The sequence below is a fragment of the Chitinophaga sp. YR573 genome (assembly GCF_900110995.1).
Taxonomy (GTDB): domain Bacteria; phylum Bacteroidota; class Bacteroidia; order Chitinophagales; family Chitinophagaceae; genus Chitinophaga.
In genome coordinates, this window is sequence record NZ_FOJF01000001.1 from 455,488 (window position 1) to 478,830 (window position 23,343).

At 40.1% G+C, this 23,343-nt stretch carries 27 protein-coding genes and 2 tRNA genes; 13 read left to right on the plus strand and 16 right to left on the minus strand.

Translation table 11 applies throughout. The annotated features are described in order from the left end of the window. Window positions 1-32 precede the first annotated feature (32 nt). Together BMW86_RS01980 and BMW86_RS01985 are read left to right on the plus strand one after the other, a co-directional pair. The gene (locus BMW86_RS01980) at window positions 33-263 is read left to right on the plus strand and encodes a hypothetical protein (protein WP_089778461.1); all 231 of its coding nucleotides are present in this window, start codon (window positions 33-35) and stop codon (window positions 261-263) included. After that, window positions 260-643, plus strand: a complete 384-nt coding sequence (locus BMW86_RS01985; protein WP_089778463.1) for a DUF983 domain-containing protein — start codon at window positions 260-262, stop codon at window positions 641-643. The genes BMW86_RS01980 and BMW86_RS01985 overlap by 4 nt, the downstream gene beginning before the upstream one ends. Here the strand turns inward: BMW86_RS01985 and BMW86_RS01990 are convergent. Continuing rightward, on the minus strand, window positions 636-1,157 hold the full coding sequence (locus BMW86_RS01990) for a hypothetical protein (RefSeq protein ID WP_089778465.1): 522 nt from the start codon (window positions 1,155-1,157) through the stop codon (window positions 636-638). The genes BMW86_RS01985 and BMW86_RS01990 overlap by 8 nt on opposite strands. Then, complete coding sequence (locus BMW86_RS01995; RefSeq protein WP_089778467.1) at window positions 1,154-1,933, minus strand: enoyl-CoA hydratase-related protein; 780 nt, start codon at window positions 1,931-1,933, stop codon at window positions 1,154-1,156. The genes BMW86_RS01990 and BMW86_RS01995 overlap by 4 nt, the downstream gene beginning before the upstream one ends. A 154-nt stretch (window positions 1,934-2,087) precedes the next feature. Here BMW86_RS01995 and BMW86_RS02000 point away from each other — a divergent pair, with 154 nt between their 5' ends. From BMW86_RS02000 to BMW86_RS02015, 4 genes are all read left to right on the plus strand, one after another. Then, window positions 2,088-2,933, plus strand: a complete 846-nt coding sequence (locus BMW86_RS02000; RefSeq protein ID WP_143056456.1) for a hypothetical protein — start codon at window positions 2,088-2,090, stop codon at window positions 2,931-2,933. Between the two features lie 108 nt (window positions 2,934-3,041). Further along, window positions 3,042-3,117: transfer RNA gene (locus BMW86_RS02005), tRNA-Gly, on the plus strand. Between the two features lie 49 nt (window positions 3,118-3,166). Next, a tRNA-Leu gene (locus BMW86_RS02010) sits at window positions 3,167-3,252 on the plus strand. 109 nt (window positions 3,253-3,361) lie between these two features. Continuing rightward, window positions 3,362-4,156: a Fic family protein gene (locus BMW86_RS02015; protein ID WP_089778472.1), complete on the plus strand. Its 795-nt coding sequence runs from the start codon at window positions 3,362-3,364 to the stop codon at window positions 4,154-4,156. A 36-nt stretch (window positions 4,157-4,192) separates the two neighbouring features. On the opposite strand, the gene BMW86_RS02020 is transcribed toward BMW86_RS02015, so the two are convergent. Then, entirely contained in the window at window positions 4,193-4,438 is a 246-nt protein-coding gene (locus BMW86_RS02020; RefSeq protein ID WP_089778474.1) for a hypothetical protein, read from the minus strand. Window positions 4,439-4,538: 100 nt separating this feature from the next. Here BMW86_RS02020 and BMW86_RS02025 point away from each other — a divergent pair, with 100 nt between their 5' ends. Beyond that, complete coding sequence (locus BMW86_RS02025) at window positions 4,539-5,636, plus strand: hypothetical protein (RefSeq protein ID WP_089778476.1); 1,098 nt, start codon at window positions 4,539-4,541, stop codon at window positions 5,634-5,636. A gap of 40 nt (window positions 5,637-5,676) precedes the next feature. Here the strand turns inward: BMW86_RS02025 and BMW86_RS02030 are convergent, their stop codons facing one another. Beyond that, window positions 5,677-6,144 (minus strand): hypothetical protein, encoded by a 468-nt coding sequence (locus BMW86_RS02030; protein WP_089778479.1) that lies wholly within the window; start codon window positions 6,142-6,144, stop codon window positions 5,677-5,679. Between the two features lie 471 nt (window positions 6,145-6,615). On the opposite strand from BMW86_RS02030, the gene BMW86_RS02035 reads away from it, so the two are divergent. Continuing rightward, window positions 6,616-7,629 carry a type IV toxin-antitoxin system AbiEi family antitoxin gene (locus BMW86_RS02035; RefSeq protein ID WP_089778481.1) on the plus strand — a complete coding sequence of 338 codons (1,014 nt, stop codon included), beginning with the start codon at window positions 6,616-6,618 and terminating at the stop codon, window positions 7,627-7,629. Next, window positions 7,619-8,413 carry a nucleotidyl transferase AbiEii/AbiGii toxin family protein gene (locus tag BMW86_RS02040; RefSeq protein ID WP_177189127.1) on the plus strand — a complete coding sequence of 265 codons (795 nt, stop codon included), beginning with the start codon at window positions 7,619-7,621 and terminating at the stop codon, window positions 8,411-8,413. Before BMW86_RS02035 ends, BMW86_RS02040 begins: the two co-directional genes overlap by 11 nt. Window positions 8,414-8,568: 155 nt before the next feature. Here BMW86_RS02040 and BMW86_RS02045 read toward each other — a convergent pair whose 3' ends face one another. The 8 genes from BMW86_RS02045 to BMW86_RS02080 all read right to left on the minus strand — a co-directional run bounded on the left by BMW86_RS02045 (window position 8,569) and on the right by BMW86_RS02080 (window position 15,278). After that, window positions 8,569-9,540 carry a quinone oxidoreductase family protein gene (locus BMW86_RS02045; protein ID WP_089778486.1) on the minus strand — a complete coding sequence of 324 codons (972 nt, stop codon included), beginning with the start codon at window positions 9,538-9,540 and terminating at the stop codon, window positions 8,569-8,571. Between the two features lie 70 nt (window positions 9,541-9,610). Continuing rightward, window positions 9,611-10,138 (minus strand): Crp/Fnr family transcriptional regulator, encoded by a 528-nt coding sequence (locus tag BMW86_RS02050; RefSeq protein WP_255372828.1) that lies wholly within the window; start codon window positions 10,136-10,138, stop codon window positions 9,611-9,613. 119 nt (window positions 10,139-10,257) lie between these two features. After that, window positions 10,258-11,865 carry a hypothetical protein gene (locus BMW86_RS32705; RefSeq protein WP_089778490.1) on the minus strand — a complete coding sequence of 536 codons (1,608 nt, stop codon included), beginning with the start codon at window positions 11,863-11,865 and terminating at the stop codon, window positions 10,258-10,260. Window positions 11,866-12,039: 174 nt separating this feature from the next. Continuing rightward, window positions 12,040-12,702: a response regulator transcription factor gene (locus BMW86_RS02060; RefSeq protein ID WP_089778492.1), complete on the minus strand. Its 663-nt coding sequence runs from the start codon at window positions 12,700-12,702 to the stop codon at window positions 12,040-12,042. A gap of 1 nt (window position 12,703) precedes the next feature. After that, a complete protein-coding gene (locus BMW86_RS02065) occupies window positions 12,704-13,495 on the minus strand; it encodes a sensor histidine kinase (RefSeq protein ID WP_089778494.1) in 792 nt (263 codons plus the stop codon). Next, window positions 13,480-14,133: a hypothetical protein gene (locus BMW86_RS02070; RefSeq protein ID WP_089778496.1), complete on the minus strand. Its 654-nt coding sequence runs from the start codon at window positions 14,131-14,133 to the stop codon at window positions 13,480-13,482. The genes BMW86_RS02065 and BMW86_RS02070 overlap by 16 nt, the downstream gene beginning before the upstream one ends. A gap of 2 nt (window positions 14,134-14,135) precedes the next feature. Then, a complete protein-coding gene (locus tag BMW86_RS02075; RefSeq protein ID WP_089778498.1) occupies window positions 14,136-14,606 on the minus strand; it encodes a hypothetical protein in 471 nt (156 codons plus the stop codon). Between the two features lie 33 nt (window positions 14,607-14,639). Then, entirely contained in the window at window positions 14,640-15,278 is a 639-nt protein-coding gene (locus BMW86_RS02080; RefSeq protein ID WP_089778499.1) for a hypothetical protein, read from the minus strand. Window positions 15,279-15,665: 387 nt separating this feature from the next. On the opposite strand from BMW86_RS02080, the gene BMW86_RS02085 reads away from it, so the two are divergent. From BMW86_RS02085 to BMW86_RS02100, 4 genes are all read left to right on the plus strand, one after another. After that, complete coding sequence (locus BMW86_RS02085; protein WP_089778502.1) at window positions 15,666-16,775, plus strand: Gfo/Idh/MocA family protein; 1,110 nt, start codon at window positions 15,666-15,668, stop codon at window positions 16,773-16,775. Window positions 16,776-16,785: 10 nt separating this feature from the next. Continuing rightward, window positions 16,786-17,430 (plus strand): FAD-binding oxidoreductase, encoded by a 645-nt coding sequence (locus BMW86_RS02090; RefSeq protein WP_089778504.1) that lies wholly within the window; start codon window positions 16,786-16,788, stop codon window positions 17,428-17,430. An 80-nt stretch (window positions 17,431-17,510) separates the two neighbouring features. Then, window positions 17,511-17,870, plus strand: a complete 360-nt coding sequence (locus tag BMW86_RS02095; protein ID WP_089778505.1) for a hypothetical protein — start codon at window positions 17,511-17,513, stop codon at window positions 17,868-17,870. A gap of 5 nt (window positions 17,871-17,875) precedes the next feature. After that, window positions 17,876-18,697 (plus strand): helix-turn-helix domain-containing protein, encoded by an 822-nt coding sequence (locus BMW86_RS02100; RefSeq protein WP_089778507.1) that lies wholly within the window; start codon window positions 17,876-17,878, stop codon window positions 18,695-18,697. 116 nt (window positions 18,698-18,813) lie between these two features. On the opposite strand, the gene BMW86_RS02105 is transcribed toward BMW86_RS02100, so the two are convergent. The 4 genes from BMW86_RS02105 to BMW86_RS02120 form a co-directional block, all read right to left on the minus strand. Then, the gene (locus tag BMW86_RS02105; protein WP_218149094.1) at window positions 18,814-20,025 is read right to left on the minus strand and encodes a HupE/UreJ family protein; all 1,212 of its coding nucleotides are present in this window, start codon (window positions 20,023-20,025) and stop codon (window positions 18,814-18,816) included. A gap of 114 nt (window positions 20,026-20,139) precedes the next feature. Then, a complete protein-coding gene (locus BMW86_RS02110; RefSeq protein ID WP_218149095.1) occupies window positions 20,140-21,228 on the minus strand; it encodes a DUF3500 domain-containing protein in 1,089 nt (362 codons plus the stop codon). Between the two features lie 101 nt (window positions 21,229-21,329). Further along, on the minus strand, window positions 21,330-22,007 hold the full coding sequence (locus BMW86_RS02115) for a LytR/AlgR family response regulator transcription factor (RefSeq protein ID WP_089778511.1): 678 nt from the start codon (window positions 22,005-22,007) through the stop codon (window positions 21,330-21,332). 53 nt (window positions 22,008-22,060) lie between these two features. Continuing rightward, on the minus strand, window positions 22,061-23,305 hold the full coding sequence (locus BMW86_RS02120; protein WP_089778513.1) for an alkaline phosphatase family protein: 1,245 nt from the start codon (window positions 23,303-23,305) through the stop codon (window positions 22,061-22,063). Between the last annotated feature and the right edge of the window lie 38 nt (window positions 23,306-23,343).

The window sequence follows — 23,343 nt, forward strand, 5'->3', positions numbered from 1 at the left end:
AGCTTTGTTGCATTCTCATTCATACATGAATTATGACTACAGACGAATACGCATCACAGATCGTTGAGGAATTAAAGACAGCAGAGAATTATACAGAAGTAGAAGCTATTATTGAGAAGAATGACTTTATCATCGGGAGATGTTTAACTAAGCTCCAGAGTATTTTAGAGAACCTGTCCCCGCTGCTTTGCACCAGCACACAATGGAGTTGTTACCGGTATGCCATCATTTATCTCCGCAGGCAACCATTAATGGCCATATGAGTTACATATCCAGTTTATTGCTGAATAAATGCCCCCGATGCAGGAAGGGAGATCTGTTTAAGAACCAGAACCCTTATGTATTGAAGAAGGTATTTGATATGCATGATCATTGTCCCGTATGCGGACAAAAGACCGAGCTGGAAATAGGCTTCTGGTATGGAACGGGTTATGTGAGTTATGTGGTAGCGGTATTGTTTTCCCTGTTTAATTTAGCGTGGTACTGGCTCATTTTTGGCATTACATGGCGTGATGACAGTATTTATCACTGGCTGATAACAAATGGTATTCTGCTGGCGCTGATTATGCCCGGATTGATACGCTGGTCCAGGACCCTTTATCTTTCCTTTTTTGTAAGTTATGAACCTACACGGGTTAGTTAAGCGGGAACTTCAGTTTCCATCTTAAGAGTTTATCAGGATATACATTATCATTCTTTTCTGCATATAGTGTTACCACACCATTTACAGCTATGCCGATATAGATGATATCCCTGTTCATATCTACAGCCAGGGCAGCTTCATCTGTACCGCAGTAATGCCGCCGGCATCCCTGGTTATAAAGGATGGTACCTTCCACTTCTACTGGAGGGGTGACATCGAAGCGTTCTGTAAAAACGGGTTCATCTTTTCCCAGCAACCGGCTTATACGCGTTTTAAGCGGCTCTTTCCGGAGCATACCTGTCTCTAAAGCATATTTACCGTCATACTGTTCAAAGATCTGCCAGGAAGCCACCTGAAGTGGTTCTATGGTATCATTGACAGCAATCATGGTATCTGTTTCGGGTTGAATGGCTCCGCGTTTCTTTTCTTCTATTTTATTAGTTGTTTCCGGTTGTTTACATCCGATGATGCAAGCGGCCATCACATAAAAAGCAGTCAGTTGTCTATTAATCATTTTCCTTTAAATATGGGTGTCCTTTTTTCTACAAACGCCTGCATACCTTCTTTCTGATCATCAGAGGCAAATAGCAGGTAAAAGTTTTTACGTTCAAAATGCAAACCTTCCTCAAGGGAGCTATCAAAAGCTTTAAGTACAGATTCTTTGGCCATTTTAACGGCTAAAGGGCTTAATGCGGCAATTTCTTCTGCCAGCTTTACGGCTTCCTGCAGATACAGTTCTACAGGTACTACCCGGTTAATGAGACCTGCTTTCAATGCTTCTTCAGCGGTGATAGAGCGACCTGTAAGTACCATTTCCATAGCGAGGGCCTTCCCTACTGCCCTGGTAAGGCGTTGAGTCCCCCCTGCACCTGGCATAACGCCTATCTTAATTTCCGGTTGTCCGAAGCGGGCTGTTTCGCTGGCGATAATCATATCACATAACATGACCAGTTCACAACCACCGCCCAATGCAAAACCACTTACAGCTGCAATCAACGGCTTCTTTGTTTTCTTTATTGCATCCCAGGTACTGAACTGATCGGTATTAAACATATCCATGGCAGTTTTTCCGGCCATTTGTTTAATATCAGCCCCGGCAGCAAAGGCTTTGTCGTTGCCACTTATTACGATCACGCGTACACTGTCATCTGCATCCAGGACCTTCAAAGCCTCTTTCAATTCAGTCATGAGCTGCAGGTTCAGCGCATTGAGTTCTTTGGGTCTGTTTAGTTGTATTTGTGCCACAAAAGGGGCAATTTGCCGGTGTATGATAATATATTCTGGTTGCATATCCTAAGTTACGGGAATTTTTATGTTGGAATTTGCAAATATAAGTAGATAGGCTTACTAACAATCGCCTGACAATCAATATTGTATTTTTTGGATACAATATCTTTCTTGTATCTTCCGTTCATGAATCATTATTTTTGCATCTAATATGTATATGAGAAAACTTATTTTGCTGATAGCAGCAGCGCTGGGGCTGCAGGGGGTAGCGAATGCTCAGTTTTATTACCAGGATATTCATAATACTATACGTACGGAGGAAAATCTTGATGTACTAAAGCAGAATAAAATCGCTGTACAGTGGGTGGAGAGTTTGGATGCGAGTATGGAATCAGATGATGATTTCAGGTGTGAGCGGGAGATACTGATGAACTACAGGAAGATGAAATCGAAGGTGCAGTCGAGGTCAACGGGTTATTCCACCATGATGTCTTACTTCTCTGCGAAGGGCAATCTGACCAAAACAGTGGACAGTTCTCAGAATAGTACCACGGTGATCAATTACATCCGGGATTCGGCCTCAAAACTCACGGAAGTGTACCTGGTTTCCCAGGATCAGAAGAGCAAATATCAGTTTACTGAAACGCGGAGATATATTTACGATGCAGCGGGTCATATCATCAAAATGATTCACTTTCATAATGACCGTATTCAGGATTCTTCTATCGTCACCTTCACCTTAAATGAAAAGGGTCAGATTACAGAAGAGTTTGAATCCGGCAACAATGTACACAGCCAGCGTATTTACTATAAATACAACGACCAGGGGCTGCTTACGGATATTGTCCGCTACTCTCCTTCCCGTCAGAAGATGTTACCGGATTATATGTTCGATTACGATGCACAGAAGCGGGTTTCACAGATGACTACCGTGAACGGGCAATCGGCGAATTATACGATCTGGAAGTACACTTATACTGCACAGGGGCTGCCGGACAGAGAGGAATGTTATGGTAAAAAGAAGGAGTTGCTGGGGATGATCAAGTACAAATATTCGAAGTAGTTTTCAAAAAAAGGGGGTAGGAATTTTGTTTTTTCAAAACAATTCCTATCTTTGCAATCCCAACGAAAAAACAACGGTTCTTTTAGCGGGAAAGTTCTTACAAGATATGCGGAAGTAGCTCATTTGGTAGAGCACGACCTTGCCAAGGTCGGGGTGGCCGGTTCGAGCCCGGTCTTCCGCTCCAGATACAGATTTCCAAATTGCTTGCAGTTTGGATTTTTTGTTTCCAGGATACCCGGATGGTGGAATTGGTAGACACGCCGGACTTAAAATCCTGTTCTCCGCAAGGGGAGTGACGGTTCAACTCCGTTTCCGGGTACGAATTATGGGAAAGGCTTCCCAAAGAAATTAAAGGTCATTCGAAAGAATGGCCTTTTTTGTTTGTACCTCTTTATTATTTAAATCCTGTGGATATCTAGCCTAAATTTATGAAGCAATTGCAAATATTAACAGCAGATTTGTTAAGCGGGTATATCTCAGCGACATCGTCTGGGATATTGACAATTGCTTACAACGAGCTTTCCGATGCACCATTATCTACCAAAGAATTCAGCTTTTATAGATCTGTTGCTTCTGTATATTCCAGCAAAATAGAAGGTGCTACTATTGAGCTTGATTCCTATGTTAAGCATAAAAGATTCGGGATAGAATTTGAACCTGATTATACCCGGAAAATTGATGATCTCTATCTCGCATATGAATTTGCCCAAAATCAAATCCCCAATAAAGCAAACATTTCACAAGCACATACGATTCTGGCAAAACACATTGTAGCAAAAAACTGGCAGGGGAAATTCCGAAGTCAGAATATGTATGTTACAACCAATGATGGGCATATAGAATCTATAGCCACTTCTCCTTTTGAAGTAGCTACAGAAATTAATAAGTTTTATGCTGATCTTGAAATTTTATTGGCAACAGATCTGACTATACAGGAAACATTCTTTTTTGCCAGTTTGATCCATCTGGTATTTGTAAAAATACATCCCTGGAATGACGGCAATGGAAGAAGTGCGCGTTTATTGGAAAAATGGTTTCTGGCGCAAAAGTTAGGGCCGGCAGCATGGTTTATTCAATCAGAAAAATACTATTATATCAAACATCAGGAGTATTATAATCATATACGCCTGCTGGGAATTGAATATACTGAACTTGATTATACCAAAGCATTGCCTTTTTTATTGATGCTACCTCAGGCGTTGGTTATAAAGGAGGAGAATTAGTAAGGCTTCCTGAAGTATTAAACTGCTATCTTCTTTTCAATCACTGTTTTTAAAGTCGATCTCATAATCGAATCCTCGAGCTTGTAATTTCCTAAGCCATTTTTTATACAAATTATTACCAATTACAAGCTTGCCTTCCTTCATATAAAGTGTTTCACCAATAATAAAGGTTTGAAGATCGGCTTTGAATTCTTGTGGTAAATCATTTAAAAAGATGATGTCCTTTTTTGACAAGGTCCACAATGCACCTATTTTTCCAGATATTAAGGCAAGTTGATTCATAATTTGATCAGGAATTATACAACATAAATTCAGGGAATTCTGCCTAAACCAAATATTCCGCTAAGAATGATTTTATTATCTTTAGCATCCTATGTATAGAATGAAACTGTTTCTAACTGTAGCACTGCTTTTATCCCAACTCATCCCTTCATTTGCTCAAGATCCGGATGATTCTAATAATCCTATACCTGTTCCGGAACAACCCAAAACTAAGGTAATAAAACTGAATGCTAACATTACGGTTCATCATTTTGCAATGCCCGTCAAAGACATCCAGATGATTGCCATTTGCGGAGACAGCGTGAACTTAGGATACCTACCCTACAAAAGGAACTATTTTAAAAAGTCCATAGCTCTTCCTGATAAACCATTACAGGATTACCTGCAGGAATATGTAAACAAGCAATACGGCGATCAATACAAAAGCGATAATGGAAAGGATTTACTTTGTTTGATACAGTCTTTTCGGATAGCCGAAGGTGCTGTGGACAAGGCTTATGTTCATATCAAAGCCGTAGCCTTCCTCTCTGCCGATAATCAGCAATTTCAGCTTTCATGCCAGATAGATACAACTTTGGTATATGATAACAGACGTGATAGCCGTGCTCATAGTGAAAATATAGCCCAGGCAATTGACCTCTTAATGAAAGCCGCTGACAGACAAAATATTACTACTGCTTTTCACTCGAAAGATGAAATTCTCAATATAGCATGGAGAGGTTATAAGCAGCCAATCTATACTACCAGTCAATTTAATGACGGCATTTATACGAGTTACAAAGAGTTTTTAAAAAATGTACCCTCCGTTACAAACTTCACTTTAGGCGTTGAGTATGGTAAGATAGTTGCCTACCATATACATGATGATAGCACCTGTAATATCATTAATCAGCCCTGGGGTATGTGCTATCAGGGACAACTTTACCGTTATAACGTGAACTGGTTCATTCCCATGAAACGGCAAGGACTATCTTTCATGGTTACTGACCCTGAATTTAAATCCGACCAGGAGCTTAAAATTACCGGAGGTCAGGCTGCAGAATCAGTGGCTGCATTCCTACTATTCGGAATAGTTCAGCTACCAGGTTTCCATGTTCCTAGTGGTAATCTAATCGGCACATTACCTTTCCTTAATAATCAGATTGATCCTCCCATCGCCACTATGATCGATCCATTCACGGGAGAATTCATGTTTTAAACACTATAGCGTTTGCCAATAAGGCGGCATATGACCACATTTAATAAATCTCAAGGATTACCGTGTCTTTTTTATTAAAGAGGAAACTATCACCTGCTTTTTTGTGTAGTAATAATGCTGCAAGTGGCGCATAAGGTGAAAGAAAAAATATTGTCTGATCATCTATCTGCTGCTTACCCAGTCCGGCTGCAATAAAAAAAGAATGGTCTTGACATTTTACAAAGGCCCCTGTCTGAGCAGTGGTATAAATGGTATCTGTATTTACTTTCTGTAACTTGTCAAGCTCCTTGATATTTTCTGCCAGTTGCCGTGCATACATATCTTTTTCCAGGTGTCCCATCGCTCTTCCTGTTTCGTATTTATCACCTGCTGAACTTTTGCCTTCGCTATTAGCTGCCTCCTGTGCGTTAGCGATAGCCGATTTTGCCATCGTAATCCGTTCTGCTATCAGTTGCTCTCCAGTCCTTTTTAGACCGGTTTTAAAGGCAATCATTTCCTGGTGCGTCATAAATTGCTGATTGAATCAAGCTTGAAGATCGGGTCTGAATTCTTGTTGTAAATCATTTAAAAAGATGACATTCTTTTTTGATAAAGTCCACAATGCATCTATTTTTTCAGCTTTTGAAGCAAGCTGATTCATAATTTGAGCAGGAATTATACAACACAAATTTAAGAAATTCTGTATATCGGAAGTTAATAACTATTACTTCCAATGATTGCATATTATATTAATAATAATTGTCCTGTTCAGGGAACACAGTAAGATTGTTTTTCTTACGAATTTATTGTTTATCAAATATTCAGAGCCTGTGTCTTTCAATACAAACTCTTTCGTACTATCTAAAATGATCTATTCTCAAATTGTAGCTATGAATGTTCTTCGGTATATAAACATCTGTATAACAGCATAAATAAATTTGTCTTATCCAGTTTTGTTCATTAAATTTGATTGTTCATGAAACATGAATAATGCATAAAAATGAACAAAACAAAGGAACCTGAGCTATTAAGAGATACTATAGCAAATTTCGGTAAGCTGACAGGGGGAAAGATAAAACAAAAGCTTTCTCCTGATCCAATGGCAGATGCATATGTTGAAATCACCTTGGGTAATCAAACTTATGAATTTTTCATTGAGGCTAAAAATGAAATCCGCCAGACGCATATACCAACTATCATCCAACAATTTGGTCGCGAAAAAGACAAATGGTTGCTAGTTGCGAAGTATATTCCTGGTCCGCAAAAGGAAAGATTGAAAGCTGCCTCTATCAACTATCTTGAAGCGGCAGGTAATTGCTATATCAATGTTACGAATATATTTATTTACATAAACGATAAGGAGGTTACTCCCAGTAGGCAAACAGATATCGGCAAATTATGGAGCGCAACCGGACTAAAATTTTTGTCGGTAATGTTATCCCAAAAAATGCTATTAAAAGCACCTTACAGGGAAATTGCCCAGGCAGCAGGAATTGCTTTAGGTAACATAGGGCCAATGCTGGAAGAATTGAAGCAGAATGGTTATATCGAAAATATAGATAATTTCTCCCAATTACAAGACAGGGAAAAATTGATCAGACGCTGGACTGAATTATTTCACGTAGTATTAAGGCCCAAATTGATAAAAGGCAGATTTCGATTTTTGCGAGAACAGCAACAAAAGAATTGGAAAGAGCTATCTATTGATGGATTTTATTGGGGCGGAGAGCCGGGTGCAGATTTACTCGTAGATTATCTTGAGCCGCAAACGTTTACTATCTATACATCCAAGACAACCAATGAATTAGTAAAGCAACTAAAAATAGTTCCTGATCCAGGTGGCAATATAGAAATATATGAGCAATATTGGGATCAGTCCTTACTGATGAATTATAGTATTCCTGAAGGAACAGCTCCTCCACTAATTATTTATGCTGAACTTATGGCAGGCACTGATAGTCGCAGTTGGGAAACAGCTGATCGCATCAAAAATAATTATCTGTATGGAAAGTAACATTATACTGCCGGCTGTATTAGAGCTACTTGCAGCAGCAGAGAAAATATTTAAACAATTTGGTGTTGAGTTTTATCTGGTGGGTGCTCTGGCAAGGGATATTCATTTATCTGTGAATCCTACTTTTATGCCACAACGGAAAACCAAAGATGTAGATATTGCAATATTGATTTCTGATGAAGATCAATTTTATGCTATTAAAGAAGCAATGGTCAACGGTGGTGATTTTTCTGTTCATGAAACAGAAGCGATAAAGCTTATTTATAAACAGAGCATTGAAATAGATCTTTTACCATTTGGTGGTATCGAAAATGAGTTAAGAGAAACACTGCTGCACAAACCCAGATTATTTGTAATAGATGTACCTGGATTTATGGAAGCGTTTATCGATATTGAAGAATTCGAATTCGAGAATAATATTAAGTTAAAGGTGTGCTCACTGGAAGCAATTATTTTGCTTAAAATCATCGCAAATGATGATAATCCAAGACGTACAAAGGATATTACCGATATAGAGCATATCATTTCTGTCTATTTTGACCTTAATGATGAAAAAATCTATCAGGAGGAACTGGACGTGTTAGATCTTTATGACACAAATGACAATGACTATCTAAAGTTAGTAAGTGCGAGAATAATTGGTCGCTATATCGGCAATCTATTAACCAACTCGATTGCTCTGTATGAGCGCATAATATATATTCTTCGAAGAAAAACCTCAATCCCCTATCGTCATGCAATTCAGGAAGGAATGCTTGATTCAACTGGTATACTTATCAATTAAGATGGTATTATTTATTATAGATAAGGGTGACCAAAAGGTCATCTACGGAACCTGGCCACTAATGTTTTACGAAACCTAAGGACAATAAATGACCAGGCGGCGATTAATAGCGCAGCTATCATATGGTAACGTTTAAAGTGTTGGGGAAAGATTATTTATATGGTTACAACCAGGCGGCGTCCATCCGGGACATCTAAATTCCAAAGTTCAGCGATGTCCTCCATTTTAACGTTGATCGTCTCTACTTTGAGTTTTCCTTCAGCGGCTAATGCAAACATCTCAGGAAGTATTTCCTTAAATAGCAAACCAACCTGCTGCTTCGACCAGGCACCAAGCCCGGACCCGGTTAACTGAAGATTTACACTTCGTAGATTGGCAGCAGATAATTGGATAAGATCTCCGGTCATACTACCAACAGAAACATACCTGATCCTGTTTGTAAAAGAACCATCACCCTTTAAACACGCCAATATCATTTCCGCCGTATGTCCCCAGAGATAGTCAACAACAATATCAACCGGTGTCTGCGCATGAATCGCTGTAAGTTGTGCTTTGAATTGTTCATCATCCTGCAGCACAGAAACTATCTCATCTGCACCCAGCGTCAACAGATCATTCAGCGACTGCTGGTTTCTACCTGTAACAATGACCTTCTTTGCACCATAGTGTTTAGCTATTTGTACAGCTACACGCCCCGTAAAACCGGTAGCGCCATTGATCAGTACCACATCCCCCGGCTGAATATCCGCTTTAAACCGTAACCCCATTGCTGCACCAATAACCGCATTAGGCAGCGCAGCAGCCGCGGCATCATCCAGGCCATTAGGCAATTTGACTATCCTGTCCTTATGAATAGTCGCTTTTCCCGCCAGCATACCACTTACCCCCATTCCATATACCCTCGTCCCATCTTCAAGCAGGCAAACACCGTCGCCACCGATCACACTCCCACCCTCTCCGGGTGCATCGCTTGAATAATGTTTGCCATTAGCACGCCCTTTATCAAAGTGTTTAATAGCAACCGCTTTTACACTTACCAATACTTCATTGTCATTTTGTGCTATTGGCTCAGGGAAATCAACATACTGAGGCAATTCGCCTTTTTGATACATTACTGCTGCTTTCATTTCTTTTCTTTTTGTTAAAACAAAATTAGTTCAGGAAGCAGTACCGGAACGATAACATATGTTATCAAGTTCAGAAATGTGATTTACCTTTTGCCAGTTTGCTTTTAATACGGCTTAAATGCACGGTACTAACACCCAGGTAAGAGGCTATATAGTGTTGTGCCACCCGCTGTACAATATGCGGTCTTTCATTCAGCAATCTCTGATAACGTACTTCAGGTGTATCCCGTATAAAGGAAACAAATTCATTCATATAATGTATTTGTCGCCGGGCAAAAATCTGCAGGATCATTTGCATAAAGTCCGGCTCATGTCTTAACTCTTCCAGTAATTGGGTGACGTACTGTTTAGGGAGTAAATACACAACAGAGGGTTCCAGCGTTTCAATAGAAGAGAGACTCGGAGTATTATTAACGAAGCTATCCAGAGAAGTCAGCCCCTCATTTTCAAAAAAGAACTGTACAGTTTTATCGATTCCATTATTATTGAAAAACGCACGCACACAACCTTTCTCAATAAAGATATACTGCTGAGATACCTTCCCTTCTTCCAGCAAAATTGTTTTTGCAGGAACCTCCAGCCGTGTCTGAAATTCCAAATATTTATCCCAAAATGGATTTAACGTTGGAAATTGAGTTTTAAAATGAAAAAGCATATGCTAAGATAAAATAAAAAAGCCGCGTCAAAATAAATTGACGCGGCCCAGGCAGAATAATATTAAATACTGTTAGGAGGATAAGAGGCCACGCCTCCTAACACAAACGCTTTTTGCTGCTCTAAAGGAGTCGTTCCGCTTATTTCCGGAGGGCCAAACTTAACAGTAACAGATCCCTCTGTAGATTTATCATCCACACTTTGCACATTGTAGCTCATCTTTGCCGAACCTACGCTAAATAAACCAAGAACACTCATGTTTACGGATGCATTTACCTTCAGATCGGATACTATATGGCTGCTTTCTGCACCTGTGAAAGTCATTGTAATAGTAGGCTGCTGACTGATAGTAAAAGTTTTTAACCTTGAGAATATTTTCCCCGGGCCAAAAACATCGTCTATCTTATACTCAGAGCCCTGTAATGCAAACCCGGTTGCATCCTTGCCGGTTTTGGCTACTACATCCTGTAAAATATCTATAGCATACCAGCCTTGTGTATTATCAATTGACACTATAGATGGCGCAGCTGCGAAAAGCGTAACACCAGGATAGGTTATATTCACACTCACCGTAGAGCTGGACGATGTGTATCTGGATAAATCATAAGAGGCATTCGCGTTAACCGAAATCTTAAAAACATCCGCCACCGGCACACTGAAACTTGTTTGGCCCGATACTGCCAGCTGACTCGAATCTGAACTGAAATTGGAAAGTTTCATATCCACATCTACAGCATTTCCTGCTGTACGTAAACCTCCAATCAGTTGATTTACGGTTGGCAGTTTTGATGGTGTATAACCCACATAGAAACTCGTGTCTCCGGTTTGCATGCCACCATTGTCTGCAGTTGGGGTTGTTATATTTGCAATTGCAGCATTAAGATAAGCCATTGCCAGCGTGTATTTATTATGCAGTGCATAACTGAGAGCAGCCATACTCTTATAAGCTATAATAGCATTCCTTAAGCTATTTAGCGTATCAGGCAAATTGGATACACTTCCATACGTCTTCGTAAGCTGAGCAAAAATGTCCGCTAATTTTCCTCCTAAAGGCAGCGGATTGCTAAACTTACCACCTGCATTTGAAAACTCTTTGATAATAGAAGCAATTTGCGCACTTGCCTTAGTATCCTGATCGTTCATTGTTTGTTGATCCTTTTGCGAAAACACAAAGATAACTGACTGCAATAACCTGGCATAGTAACCAGAGAACCCACCGCCTGTTAATTCTAAGCCACCATTACTGGAAATGCTGAGCAATGTGTCAATATCCTGTAAAGTTGCTGCGTTATAATACGCGTTACTACCGTAGGTAATACCATAATTAAACCCGGAAGGATAACTTATCATTTCAAAATTGCCATCAAGCTGGGAACCCAACGACTTATTTACTTTACTTTCAAGACAACTGATAAATGATTGCTGTGCGGGTGTAATATCGGCATTGGATAATATATTCCCATTCGCCCTTACAAACGTATTACTTTTAATAATAGCCTGTGAAGTACATTCACTTAACTTGGGTACAGGTATTGATGGCTTCGAGTCTACCCAGGCCTGATATGCACTGTTAATAGCTTCTGCGCTTGTGCGGCTGACTACTGTCTGCGACCAGTCCCAGATAGGTGGTTTAGTGAGTGGGCGACGAATGTATACTTTGAAAGTTAACATGATTTTAAATTTTAATTGGGATACTTACCTACTCGGTTCAGGCTTTTCGGTATCGGCCTTTGTCAATTTACTTTTAAGCGCTTATATGTTTTGACACTTCAAAGTAACGACACAAGCAAGCGTTTTTTAAGCGCGTTATACCCCATTATATTAAACAGGTATTTTTACCTGCTTCTAAAATTTCACTTCGTAGATCCCATATTTAATGGCGAAGATGACCAATCCGGCAGTGTTTTTACAACCGGTTTTTGTTAACAGATTGGTGCGGTGTCCGTCAACGGTACGAGTGCTGATAAAAAGTTTTTCGGATATTTCTGCATTGGTAAGTTCATCACAAATCATTTTCAATATTACCATTTCACGTTCGGTAAGATTAATAGGAATACTGTTCATGTTTTTCAAACCCTGCTTGCGATATTTAGAGGCATTGCGCATAGCATTTAAGGTTTCTATATTAAAATGAAAGCCTATCTGGTAGGTATTATTGATGGTCGAAAATAACTCTGTTATTTCGCAATTTTTCTTAAGATATCCGCAGGCACCGGCCTCTATCATTTTACTCATATACCGCTCTTCTCCATGTACAGACAGAATGATAACTTTTATTGACGGATAGTTTCTCCGTAACACTGTATTGAGTTCTACTCCATTCATTTGAGGCATATTCATATCAACAAGAGCGATATCAGGTAATGTAACCATATCGGCTAATTGCTCCAGGAATATTTTTCCGTTTTCTGCCTGAGTCACCAGTGTATAATCAGGGTTAGATCTTAAAAGATTCACCAGGCCTTCACGAAAAAGATTTTGATCGTCAACAACAGCTATATTTATCATATTATTTATATTGATGAGGGTCCATAGTTATAAACATGGCAAATCCCATCCCCGGGGCCGTCTCTATAGTGTATCCGGCATTGATCATGTTTAACCTGCTTTCTATATTTTGCATACCCATCCCTTTTTTATTATTAATATTATTCGGATCATACCCACCTCCATCGTCTGTATAATGAATAGTGAGTAAACCATTATCCATAAAAATAGAGATGCCTGTCTTTTTTGCAGCCGCATGTTTAACAGTGTTTGATATCAGTTCCTGTAATACCCGTATTAAAGCCAGTGCAACGTTATAGGGCAATTGGTCAGATATGGTTTGGGCATGATTAATAATCGTTAGAAAAGAATCATTCCCATCGTTTATTATATCGCTCATTTCCTCCAATGCCCCCATAAAACCAAACAGTGTTAATGCCGGCGGTGATAAATTATGCGATATATTACGTACATCCTCTATGATTTTATCTATTAACTGAATGTAGTTTTCTATTTCATGTGGCCTAGTCGTATTAAGCCTGTTAGTAAGTATACGCAAGTTCGATAACGAACTTCCTACATCATCATGAAGGTTCTCCCCTATCCTCTTCCGTTCTTCTTCCTGCGATTGTAATACCACCCGCATCAGCTCTTTCTGATAGTTCATTTGAGCATCATGGATCTGTTGTTTGCTTTTCAGTAACTTATTCTGGTTATGAATAAATAACATCACAAAGGAAATCACCAGCAGCGAAACGCCGCCGGTGCATAAAATAATAAGCAGATATATATTTTCGCCTAATTTTTCCTCCATTTACTAAACCCTTTGGCAATTAAGAGATACATAATGAGTACTAACGTTGCATGAATATTCCACATTAAAGTATTGATAGCAAAATATCTTTTACTAATATGGCTGACCACTAAATTCGAAAACGAGAAAATGAATAATGCACCGGAAAAATATAACAGTATCCCTGTATTGATCCAGTTCAGCGGATTTATCGACCATTCCGTTCCTTCATCATTGGTCTGGGCAAAATAGGCCAGGCTGCATGCCATAATGATTAATGCTTCAACCGGCCTGGCATTGGTATTAAAATGGTAAATGCTCTGAAAAAATAAAAGATTAATGATGCAAAACAGCGGAAATATCACCATCACATATTTAACTACCCGTCTGGCTTTTTTATCTTTTAAAATGGAAAGATAAAAGTACCCAAGCACCAACAGTTCCAGGACAGTGAAAACATGAAGGACCGGTAAGTTGTTAATATGAAAATCGGCTAGTATAGAGGCCACTATGTTTGAACAGCCATCCATTAACAAATAATACCAGATTGTTTTTAAACTCTTACTGGCATATTTTATTTTGTACGTTGCTATGCCGATAGGAATTAAAACACTTGCAGGTACAATAATACCCGTGTATATAAGATTTGCAGAAAGCATCTTTATTTTTTATAACGCAGATAAGGATCGATATTATTAGTGTCGCTAAATAACGGGCTTGGCGTATTACACATAGTTGGGCAGGGCTGTGTAAAATCATATATAGTGGAGGTTACAACACTCTTAAGTATCTCCTCCATTGAAGCATTTTTATCAATATTCTGCGTAAGTATATCCTGATTCTGCGCATCTACCGGCACCAACATGCCACAGATCTGTAATGGAAATGCCGGATCGGGGATACTAAGGTAAAGTCTCACCGATTTGGCGTCAGGGTGTTGGCGTTTAAGCCAATCGATATCGCTCATATTGATATTAATGGCTCTGAAAATCAATTGTGGCGGGAGCAGTGGTGTTTCAGATCTGCTATCATCTGATGACAATTTTGAAACCTGATCCCTCCAGGTTGCAGCCCTTTTTATAGCTTCATCCAATGGTATTGTCGGTGGTGTGCCAGTAATTGCTTTATTCATGATACGGGAGTTGTGAGTTTAAAGTAAAAATTGTTATTGTATCGTACTGCTAAGGTTACCAAGAGAAGCCCGGAAACTATAAATTACCGCAAATTGAGGTGAACCGGTTTCACTTGAATTGCCGGTTTGGAATATTCCAAAAGCGGCTACCCAAAACAGGTATTCCACAAGCATCAAAGGGTCGGAGATCTCAACTTTCCCTGTCGGAACCCGTCCATAAGTTACGGATGGAGTATTACTGCTTGCCATTACCTCCGGCTGTAGTTTGGCAGCTATTTTAGCTGCCGGTGACAATGGCAAATTACGATCGGAAAAAAATGTAGTTAAATGATTAGTAAGACTTTTAAAATCATTGGGCGACGGAGCGTAGTTAAGTACTACCCCCAGATCATAATTTTCATCAGTTAGCGTAGATGCCGGAAAAATAGCATTATAAATATACCTGCTTTCTTTGTTGGCCGAGGTAAGTGCATCACTGATAGCTGTGCCAAGTAACGGAGACATACCTTCTGGTGGTGGTAATATGGGCACCAATACCGGCGTCCGTGGGTTCAATGCCAAAGTTATCAACTCAAGATCTGCAATAGCAGCGCTTTCGTCATTGATGGCAGATTGAGTTAACGTCAGGATCTCCTCCCAGGTTAACGAAATAATGGAGGCAAATTGTCCCATTAGAAGATCAGTTTAATTTGTAATTACCTACTCTGTTATGGCTTTTCGGTTTACGCCTTATTGATAGTCTAAATTATCAGGAAAAACCGGGGTGTTATAAAGCGGAAATACGCATTTTAGTAAACAGGTGTTTTTACCTGTTTTTCTTTCCTGTACTCACTTTGGCATTTATTTACTTATCGATGGGAAATTTCTATATGTATAGGAGTTTTAAAAGTTCCTGGGTTTATATGAAAATAAAGCTAAAATTCTACTAAAACAAAATTTATAACCAGGTACAGCAAATAGTATGTAATATTAAAATGCTACACAAAAGTATAAACTTCACATTTTTATCCTTATCTTAATTCTGTTAAGCCGATCAGACACATCAATAACCCATTCGTTATGAATTCACGCCGCGATTTTTTACAAAAAATTACTGCTTCTGCAATAGCACTCACCATACTCCCCCGCTATAGTATGGCAATCCCCGAACAACCTTACGACGGCCCGGTATTAAGAGTCGCCATTATGGGACTCGGAAGTTACGGCTCACGCGTAGCAGAAGCCATGCAATCCTGTAAGAAAGCAAAACTTGTGGGAGTAATAAGCGGTACGCCGTCAAAAATAAAGGACTGGCAAAGTAAATACAGTATACCTGAAAAGAATTGCTACAACTACAACAACTTTGATAAAATCAAAGACAATCCTGATATAGACGCCGTATATGTAATCACCCCTAACGCCCTGCATCATCCGCACGTCATCAGGGCCGCACAGGCGGGTAAACATGTCATCTGTGAAAAGCCAATGGCACTGAATGCAAAAGAAGGTCAGGAAATGATCAACGCATGTAAGAAGGCCAATGTGAAACTGCTGGTAGGTTATCGCATGCATTTTGAACCACATACCCTGGAGATTATCAGAATGAGAAAAGCAGGGGAATTTGGAAAGATCCTCTTCTTCCAGGGGCTTTGTGGATTCAGGATCGGCGACCCAAATCAATGGCGGTTAAACAAACAGCTGGCAGGTGGTGGCTCCATCATGGATATAGGCATTTATGCGCTCAATGGCGCCCGGTATATGATAGGTGAAGACCCTGTATGGGTAACTGCCCAGGAGACCAAAACAAACCCTCAGTTATTTAAACCAGGAGTAGATGAAACCATCCAGTTCCAGATGGGCTTTCCCGGTGGAGCTGTAGCCTCCTGCCTTTCCACTTATAACATGAATAACCTGGACAGATTTTTCCTGAATGGAGAAAAAGGATTTGCTGAATTACAACCCTCCACAGGTTACGGACCAATAAAAGGACGGACCAATAAAGGTGAACTGGACCAGCCTGTTGTAGTACATCAGACTTTACAAATGGAAGAGATGTCCGGTATCATACTGGAAGGTAAACAACCAGAAGTACCGGTAGACGGAGAAGAGGCACTGAAAGACCTGAAAGTAATAGATGCTATTTATGAAGCTGTTAAATCAGGAAATAAGGTACCTTTAAGGTTGATTTAAACATATACATATGGCAACCTTCTCTGTAAAAATCATTTCTACACAACAGGTCACTCATGATGTAAAATGCTTCCGTATAGAAAAACCGGAAGGTTATAAATATACTCCCGGACAGGCGACAGATGTATCTATCAATAAACCCGGATGGGAGAACGAAACCAGGCCTTTCACTTTTACCTCTTTAAACAGTGATGCCTACCTGGAATTTACTATCAAAAGATATAACAACGTGACCAATCAGTTACATCAACTGGTAACAGGAGATGAACTGATAATCCGTGATGTATGGGGAGCGATCGAATATAAAGGCCCCGGATATTTTATAGCAGGAGGTGCCGGTATCACACCATTTATTGCCATTCTCCGCGAATTATATCAGCAAAAAAAGTTAGATGGTAATAGCTTATTCTTCTCCAATAAAACAGCGGCAGATATCATCTATAAAGATGAATTAATCCATATGCTGGGAGAAAACGCCCGCTTCATTCTAACAAGAGAAGAAAACATTCATATTGATAAAGCCTTCTTGCTGGCAAAAATCCCCGACTTCAATAAACACTTCTATGTTTGCGGTCCGGATAAAATGATCCAGGATATAAATGCCACACTGGAAGGACTTGGCGTACAAGCGGAATCCCTCATATTTGAAAAATGACGGAGATCATGATTTAAAATAACCATCGTCATCATCTGTTTTTATACATCTGTTTATTTTTGGCTGAAAAGGCACGACAAATGGTAAATGGAAAACTCAGCGAATACGAATCCTGGAAGAAAAGTCTAAAAGCACTGGAAGATGAAAACATTCATTTCAAAACCCGGCTGGCACATATTTTAAAAACTGACCCTGATAAAGATCAGCTGGAAGTATTGGAATATTATCAGAACAGGTTTCTGAAAACTGATGAGCAGATCAGTTTGTTAAGGCATGAGATCAGGGAACAAGAGCACCTTCTTCAACCCACTAATGTGCTGCAACTCAGGAAAACTATAGATCTGCAAAAAAGACTGGAAGTAAAGATCATCGTCCTCCTGGAAAATGTAGAACATCTAAGGATATCATTCAATGATTACCTGTCTGAAAATTTTTCTTAATTACTATGGGACTTACAGGCAAACACTTTGAAGCAGAACCACCATTATCGGATATCGTAAAACACTTTTACGCTATCCGGACAACACCCGATTATCAGACTATAGGGCATCTTTCTCCTAATTATGAGATGATGTTAATCTTCAATTTCGGATCTCCTGTAAGGATTTCATTCGCTGCAGAGCCATTAAACAATAAACAGATAGAACATGTTGCATTATTAGGGCCACTAAGGAAAATGCTGAATTATGAGTTATTAAAAAACACAGATATCCTTACTGTTGTATTTAATCTCGATGGCTTTTACCGCTTATTTCAATTACCTGTGGACGAAATGGACAGTGAAAAGATTCATTACCCTGATGAAGCTATCTACCTTGAATTGTGGTCTATCTTAAAAAGAGCACCTGATAGAGTACAAATCCTCAGTGATTATATCCTTTCTTTTACCCATACATCTGACAACGCTTCCCTCCCATTGCTGGAAGGCGTCGGTTATTTTAATGACCCTTCCATCGAACCAGTTAAAGCCATTGCCGGAGATGCCAATTTATCTGAACGTACTATTCAATCGAGATTTAAAAAATATGTAGGATATTCACCTAAAGAGATGCTACGCTTTTTAAGATTCAAACAGGTGATTACCACTATTGAACAACATCCGGGAAATGAAATAGACTGGTTTGATCTGATCCATGATTTTGGATATCATGATCAAAGCCATCTTATCAAAGACTTCAACCATTTTTTAGGTATCAGTCCTCAAACCTTTATCAAAAAATTCTTTGGGAAAGAGTTTTGTACAACAAAGCCCGGTAAGAACTACTAATATACCTTGAACAGCTTCTGAATAGCTTCTGAACAGGCTTATCCTCCGTTTATCCTCCGTTAAAAGACGGAGGATAAACGGAGGATAAGCCTGTTTTGTTCCTGTTTCGTTCCTGTTCAGAGCCTGTTTAAGCCCTGTTTACGACTATATCTCTCCCAGCTAAAGCTAACAATTGCAGCTATTCCTAACAATACTATCATCCAGGGAGCATACTTCATTAATTGCTGCACTAAATCCGTAATAAAATTCGTCTTGTCTGATACCCGTTGAATAACCCATGCTAATGCTGCAATAGCTGCCCAAAAAGCCCCGATAATCCTTACATAAGGATAAGTACTTGTTCTGCTTAATAAAATCAACCAGGGGGCTGTAATTGCGATTACGAATAGCTGCATCAGCTCTATCCCGATATTAAATCCCAGAATACTTAATCCCATCCTGGTAGTATCAAGGTCCAGATTGGCCAGTGTGCTGGCAAAAGCCATCCCGTGAATCAATCCGAATCCCGCAGCTATATACCCCTCTTTACCCGAGAAAACAGGGCGTAAAGCATGAATAGCAGATACCAGGATAGAAAGGGCTATTAAGACCTCTACCGGTTGCCCTGGTAAGCGTAACCAGCCGGAAGCCCCTGCAAATAAAGTAATGGAATGACCAACAGTAAAAGCCGTTACTACTTTTAAAAGACGGATAATACTGTATTGAGTCCCTCCGAAAGCACCCCAGCGTTTCTCTTTTACCAGCAATGGGGCCGGTAATAATAACACCAGCAAAAACAACAGGTGATCTGTCCCTTCTGCAATATGCTGCATACCTAATGACACCATACTTTTAAAACCTCTCCACATACTTCCGCCCGACTGGTTAATATGCAATGGCAGGATAGTACCGGTAGGTATATCCAGGCGTATCACACCCACTTCTTCCGGCTGCTCACTGTAAACACCTTTTTCCCAGTCCTGACGAATAGCCACCAGCGCCTTATGTGTCACCAGCTGATGAATAATTACATCATAGTTCAGTGTAAAGTCTTTTGTGCTAACACCAACAGGCGCCTGTAACCAGAGACGTGCAGTTAATTCCTGATAAGGACCGCTGGCGCTTTGCTCTACAGGTTGCACCTTCAGATCGCGGACAGTCACTGTCCATGCACGCCCGTCAGCGCTCACTGCGTGAATATGGGCAAGAAGGTAAGCGCGGAGTTCTGGAGACAGCCGCGCCACCAACGTACCCGAATTTTGTGTCACATCATGTCCAAAGGCCAGTTGTAATTCGCTCAGTGGTAGCTGTAACTCGGCATTAATGCCATGTGTTTTTATATCCAGCATTACAAAGGAGTTCGGCATCGGATGCGCGAAAGCTCTGCAAGGAAATATTGTTAAAGCTAAAAGCAGCCACCGGATGGCAGTCCGGCGGCTGTAAAATATAAACCCTCTCATGCATCAAAATGTAAAGCTGTTACCGTAATCTCTTGTATGATCGCGCCAGATACTGTGATAATGTATCTGACTTGGATATACCACTCCTGTCTGACAAACAAATTCTATCCATACACTTGGTCCGTCTATGCGTACATAATCTGCATTAGTGGCCAGTGTAGCATTCCCTGAATAAGCAATGTAGGTAGAGCTTAACTCATTTTTATAAGTAGCCAGTAATGTAGCTGCTGTAGAATCATCCACATCTTCCACCCAGGGCTTCATAGCTGCCAGTACCAGCAATTGTTGCGCACTGGTTAATGAACTTACAGCCAACCCCTGTTTTGAAGAAGGGAATTGCCCATCCTCATTAGGTCCCAGTAATACATCACTAAATGTAGCAGAGAGTTTCGCGCTGGCCAATTGGCTGGTACTTAAAGAAGACAGCATCGCTAACATCCCGGCCTGTTCACCCGCAAGCGGTGCGTAAGTAGTGCCGCTCGTTACCCAGCTCTTAGGTTCAATCCCTTCAAACCTGGGAGTAGCACCTATCACCGCACCGGCTTTATAAGTAATATTTACCGCAAGGTGATGACCACCAAACTGCAACATCCAGGTGCCTGTTGTAGAAGGCGTTCCTAAAAAGGCAATAAAGTAAATACCTGATGAGTAAGTGGTACCGCCAGCTGTAGCATTTAATACATCATCCGCAGCCATAATCTGTTTAATCTCACTGTACCCTTCATCTGTTACGGTACCCGTAGCCGCAGCAACAACCGCCAGTGCAGCGGTCACCTGTGCAGTAGTAAGATTAGCCATCTGCAACCCATTCCGGCAGGAAGAGCCACAGGGGAGGTTAGACCATTTCACCGCATTTGTTTGTGAGAAATCCACCACTAAAGTAGAAAGCTGGGTGGAAGTCAATGTAGCCTCAAAAGCTTCGGCCAGACACACCACCTTAGCGGGTGTATTGGCAGCACTGCTGCAATCAGAGGTAGAGGTAGTTGTATCAGTTGTAGTAGTCGTGGTAGTGGTATCCGTACTATCCTTTTTGCTACATGCAAAAATCAGTAAAGTAGGAATACCAATAATTAACATTGTTCGCTTTTTCATAATATAGTTTTGTCCGATGGTAGGTAATGCTATACTGACAGAAACTATAAAACGAAGTTTAGTTTACAGGGGTGAACAGGCGATTTCTTGTGGTGAATGGGTTATGCCCCCTTGAAAAAATGGAAAAAGCTCTCTTCATAACTGCTGCCCAGCGGGATTTTCTGTCCGGCAACGGAAATAACCTTATTCCGTACATGCTCAATATGATTAAGAGAAACTATATAAGAACGATGTACCCTGATAAATACATCCGCTGGCAGAGAAGATAACAATGCCTTCATGGTCATCCTTATAATAACGGGTTTAATGTTCAGCACATGAATCTTCAGGTAATTATCATAGGCTTCTATGAAAAGAATATCTGTTAAAACAATTTTCACCAGTCCATAATCTATCCTCAGTACAAGGTCTTTAGGCTGTTCCAGCCGCAGGTATTTATCTGCTTTATCGATGGCCTGCTGAAAACGTTTAAAAGTAAAAGGCTTTAATAAATAATCTATTGCACTCAGGTTATAACTCTCTACAGCATACTCACTGTAAGCAGTTGTAAATATTACCATTATCTTCTGAGGAAGAGATTTATAAAAATCTATCCCTGAAAGAGCAGGCATATTGATATCAAGAAATAGGAGATCTACAGGAGATTGTTCCAGGTATTTTAAAGCATCCTCTGTTCCTGTAAATGTTCTTTCCAGCACAATCGTTTCCACTTTCTCACAAAATGTTTGTAATACATTTAATGCAGGAGGTTCATCATCCAAAGCAATTGCCCTGATCATTCGCGTATAGTTATGCTTATCAGTAATATAGGACTTTTTTATGGATAATTATTTCATTTAATACAATCATTCAATACATCAATCCTCCCATCTATCTTTTCCGTTATTGAAAGCCCTAATAACTTCGCTACTAAAGGATACACATGTATATTTTCAAATGTAGCAATCCTGTAATGTGATTTGAATGCCGGCCCCCATGCCATGAACACCGCATTCATATTGGTAAGATTATTATCATACCCATGATGCCCCGGATATCTCTTTTTAGTTTCCTCATTCACAAACATATATCCCGCCTCTGCCACCAGGATAATATCTCCTATCCGGTGATAAACATCTTCCAAACCATAATGCCATCTCAATGGCGTCTCATTCTTCAGATAAACGGTATAATGTGATGCATGCTGTTTCAACGAATCATACACAAATTTAACCCTCTTCTCATTATCTCCGTACAACATCATCTTTTCATTACCTCCCGCTGTGATCATATCCTTCACTACCGGGGCAACTATAATATTATGCAGGGTATCTACCGTGGTCATACCATGATCAGATACTACAATATAATTAACCGGTAAATGCAGCCTTGATACCGCAGCCATCATCTTTCCTATACTGGCATCCACAAACTGCACAGCATCTCTTGCACTATCTGAATCAGGGCCATACTTATGCCCCTGATGATCTACTTCCGGGAAATAAAAAGTAATCAGATGCGGACGTTTCTCTTCCGGTAAACTCAACCAGTTCACCACTGTTTGTATCCGCTGATCAATACCTGTTTTCTCCTGGTAATTAAAATAGTAAGTAGGATAAGTATGTTGTATCGCACTCTCAGAACCTACCCAGAAATAACTCGCACTCAGCATATGCTGCTGCTCCGCCAGTACCCATAAAGGAGTACCGCCATACCAGCTGCCATCTCCCACTTCTTTTTTATTGCTTACTTTATATTCCTGTTTACGTACACGATCATAAAAAGTATTATCTACAATGCCATGATGTGCAGGATATAAACCAGTAACGATAGCATAATGATTGGGAAAAGTTAAGGAAGGATAACAGGGCTGCATAGCAGTTGCCCGCACACCGGCATCAGATAATTCCAGTAAATTATGCGCGTTAAACTTCTCTGCATAATCATACCTGAATCCATCAATGGAAATCATGATTACATAAGACTGCCGTTGTTGGGAAACATCATTGATCCTACCTGCAACTATATTTTGTGCTGTATCCTGGGCAAAGGTGCAGTTGGCAAGGAGAGCAAAAACTGCTAATAAATATCTTTTCATGGGATAGCAAAAATAAGTCATCACCCAAAAAGATAAAA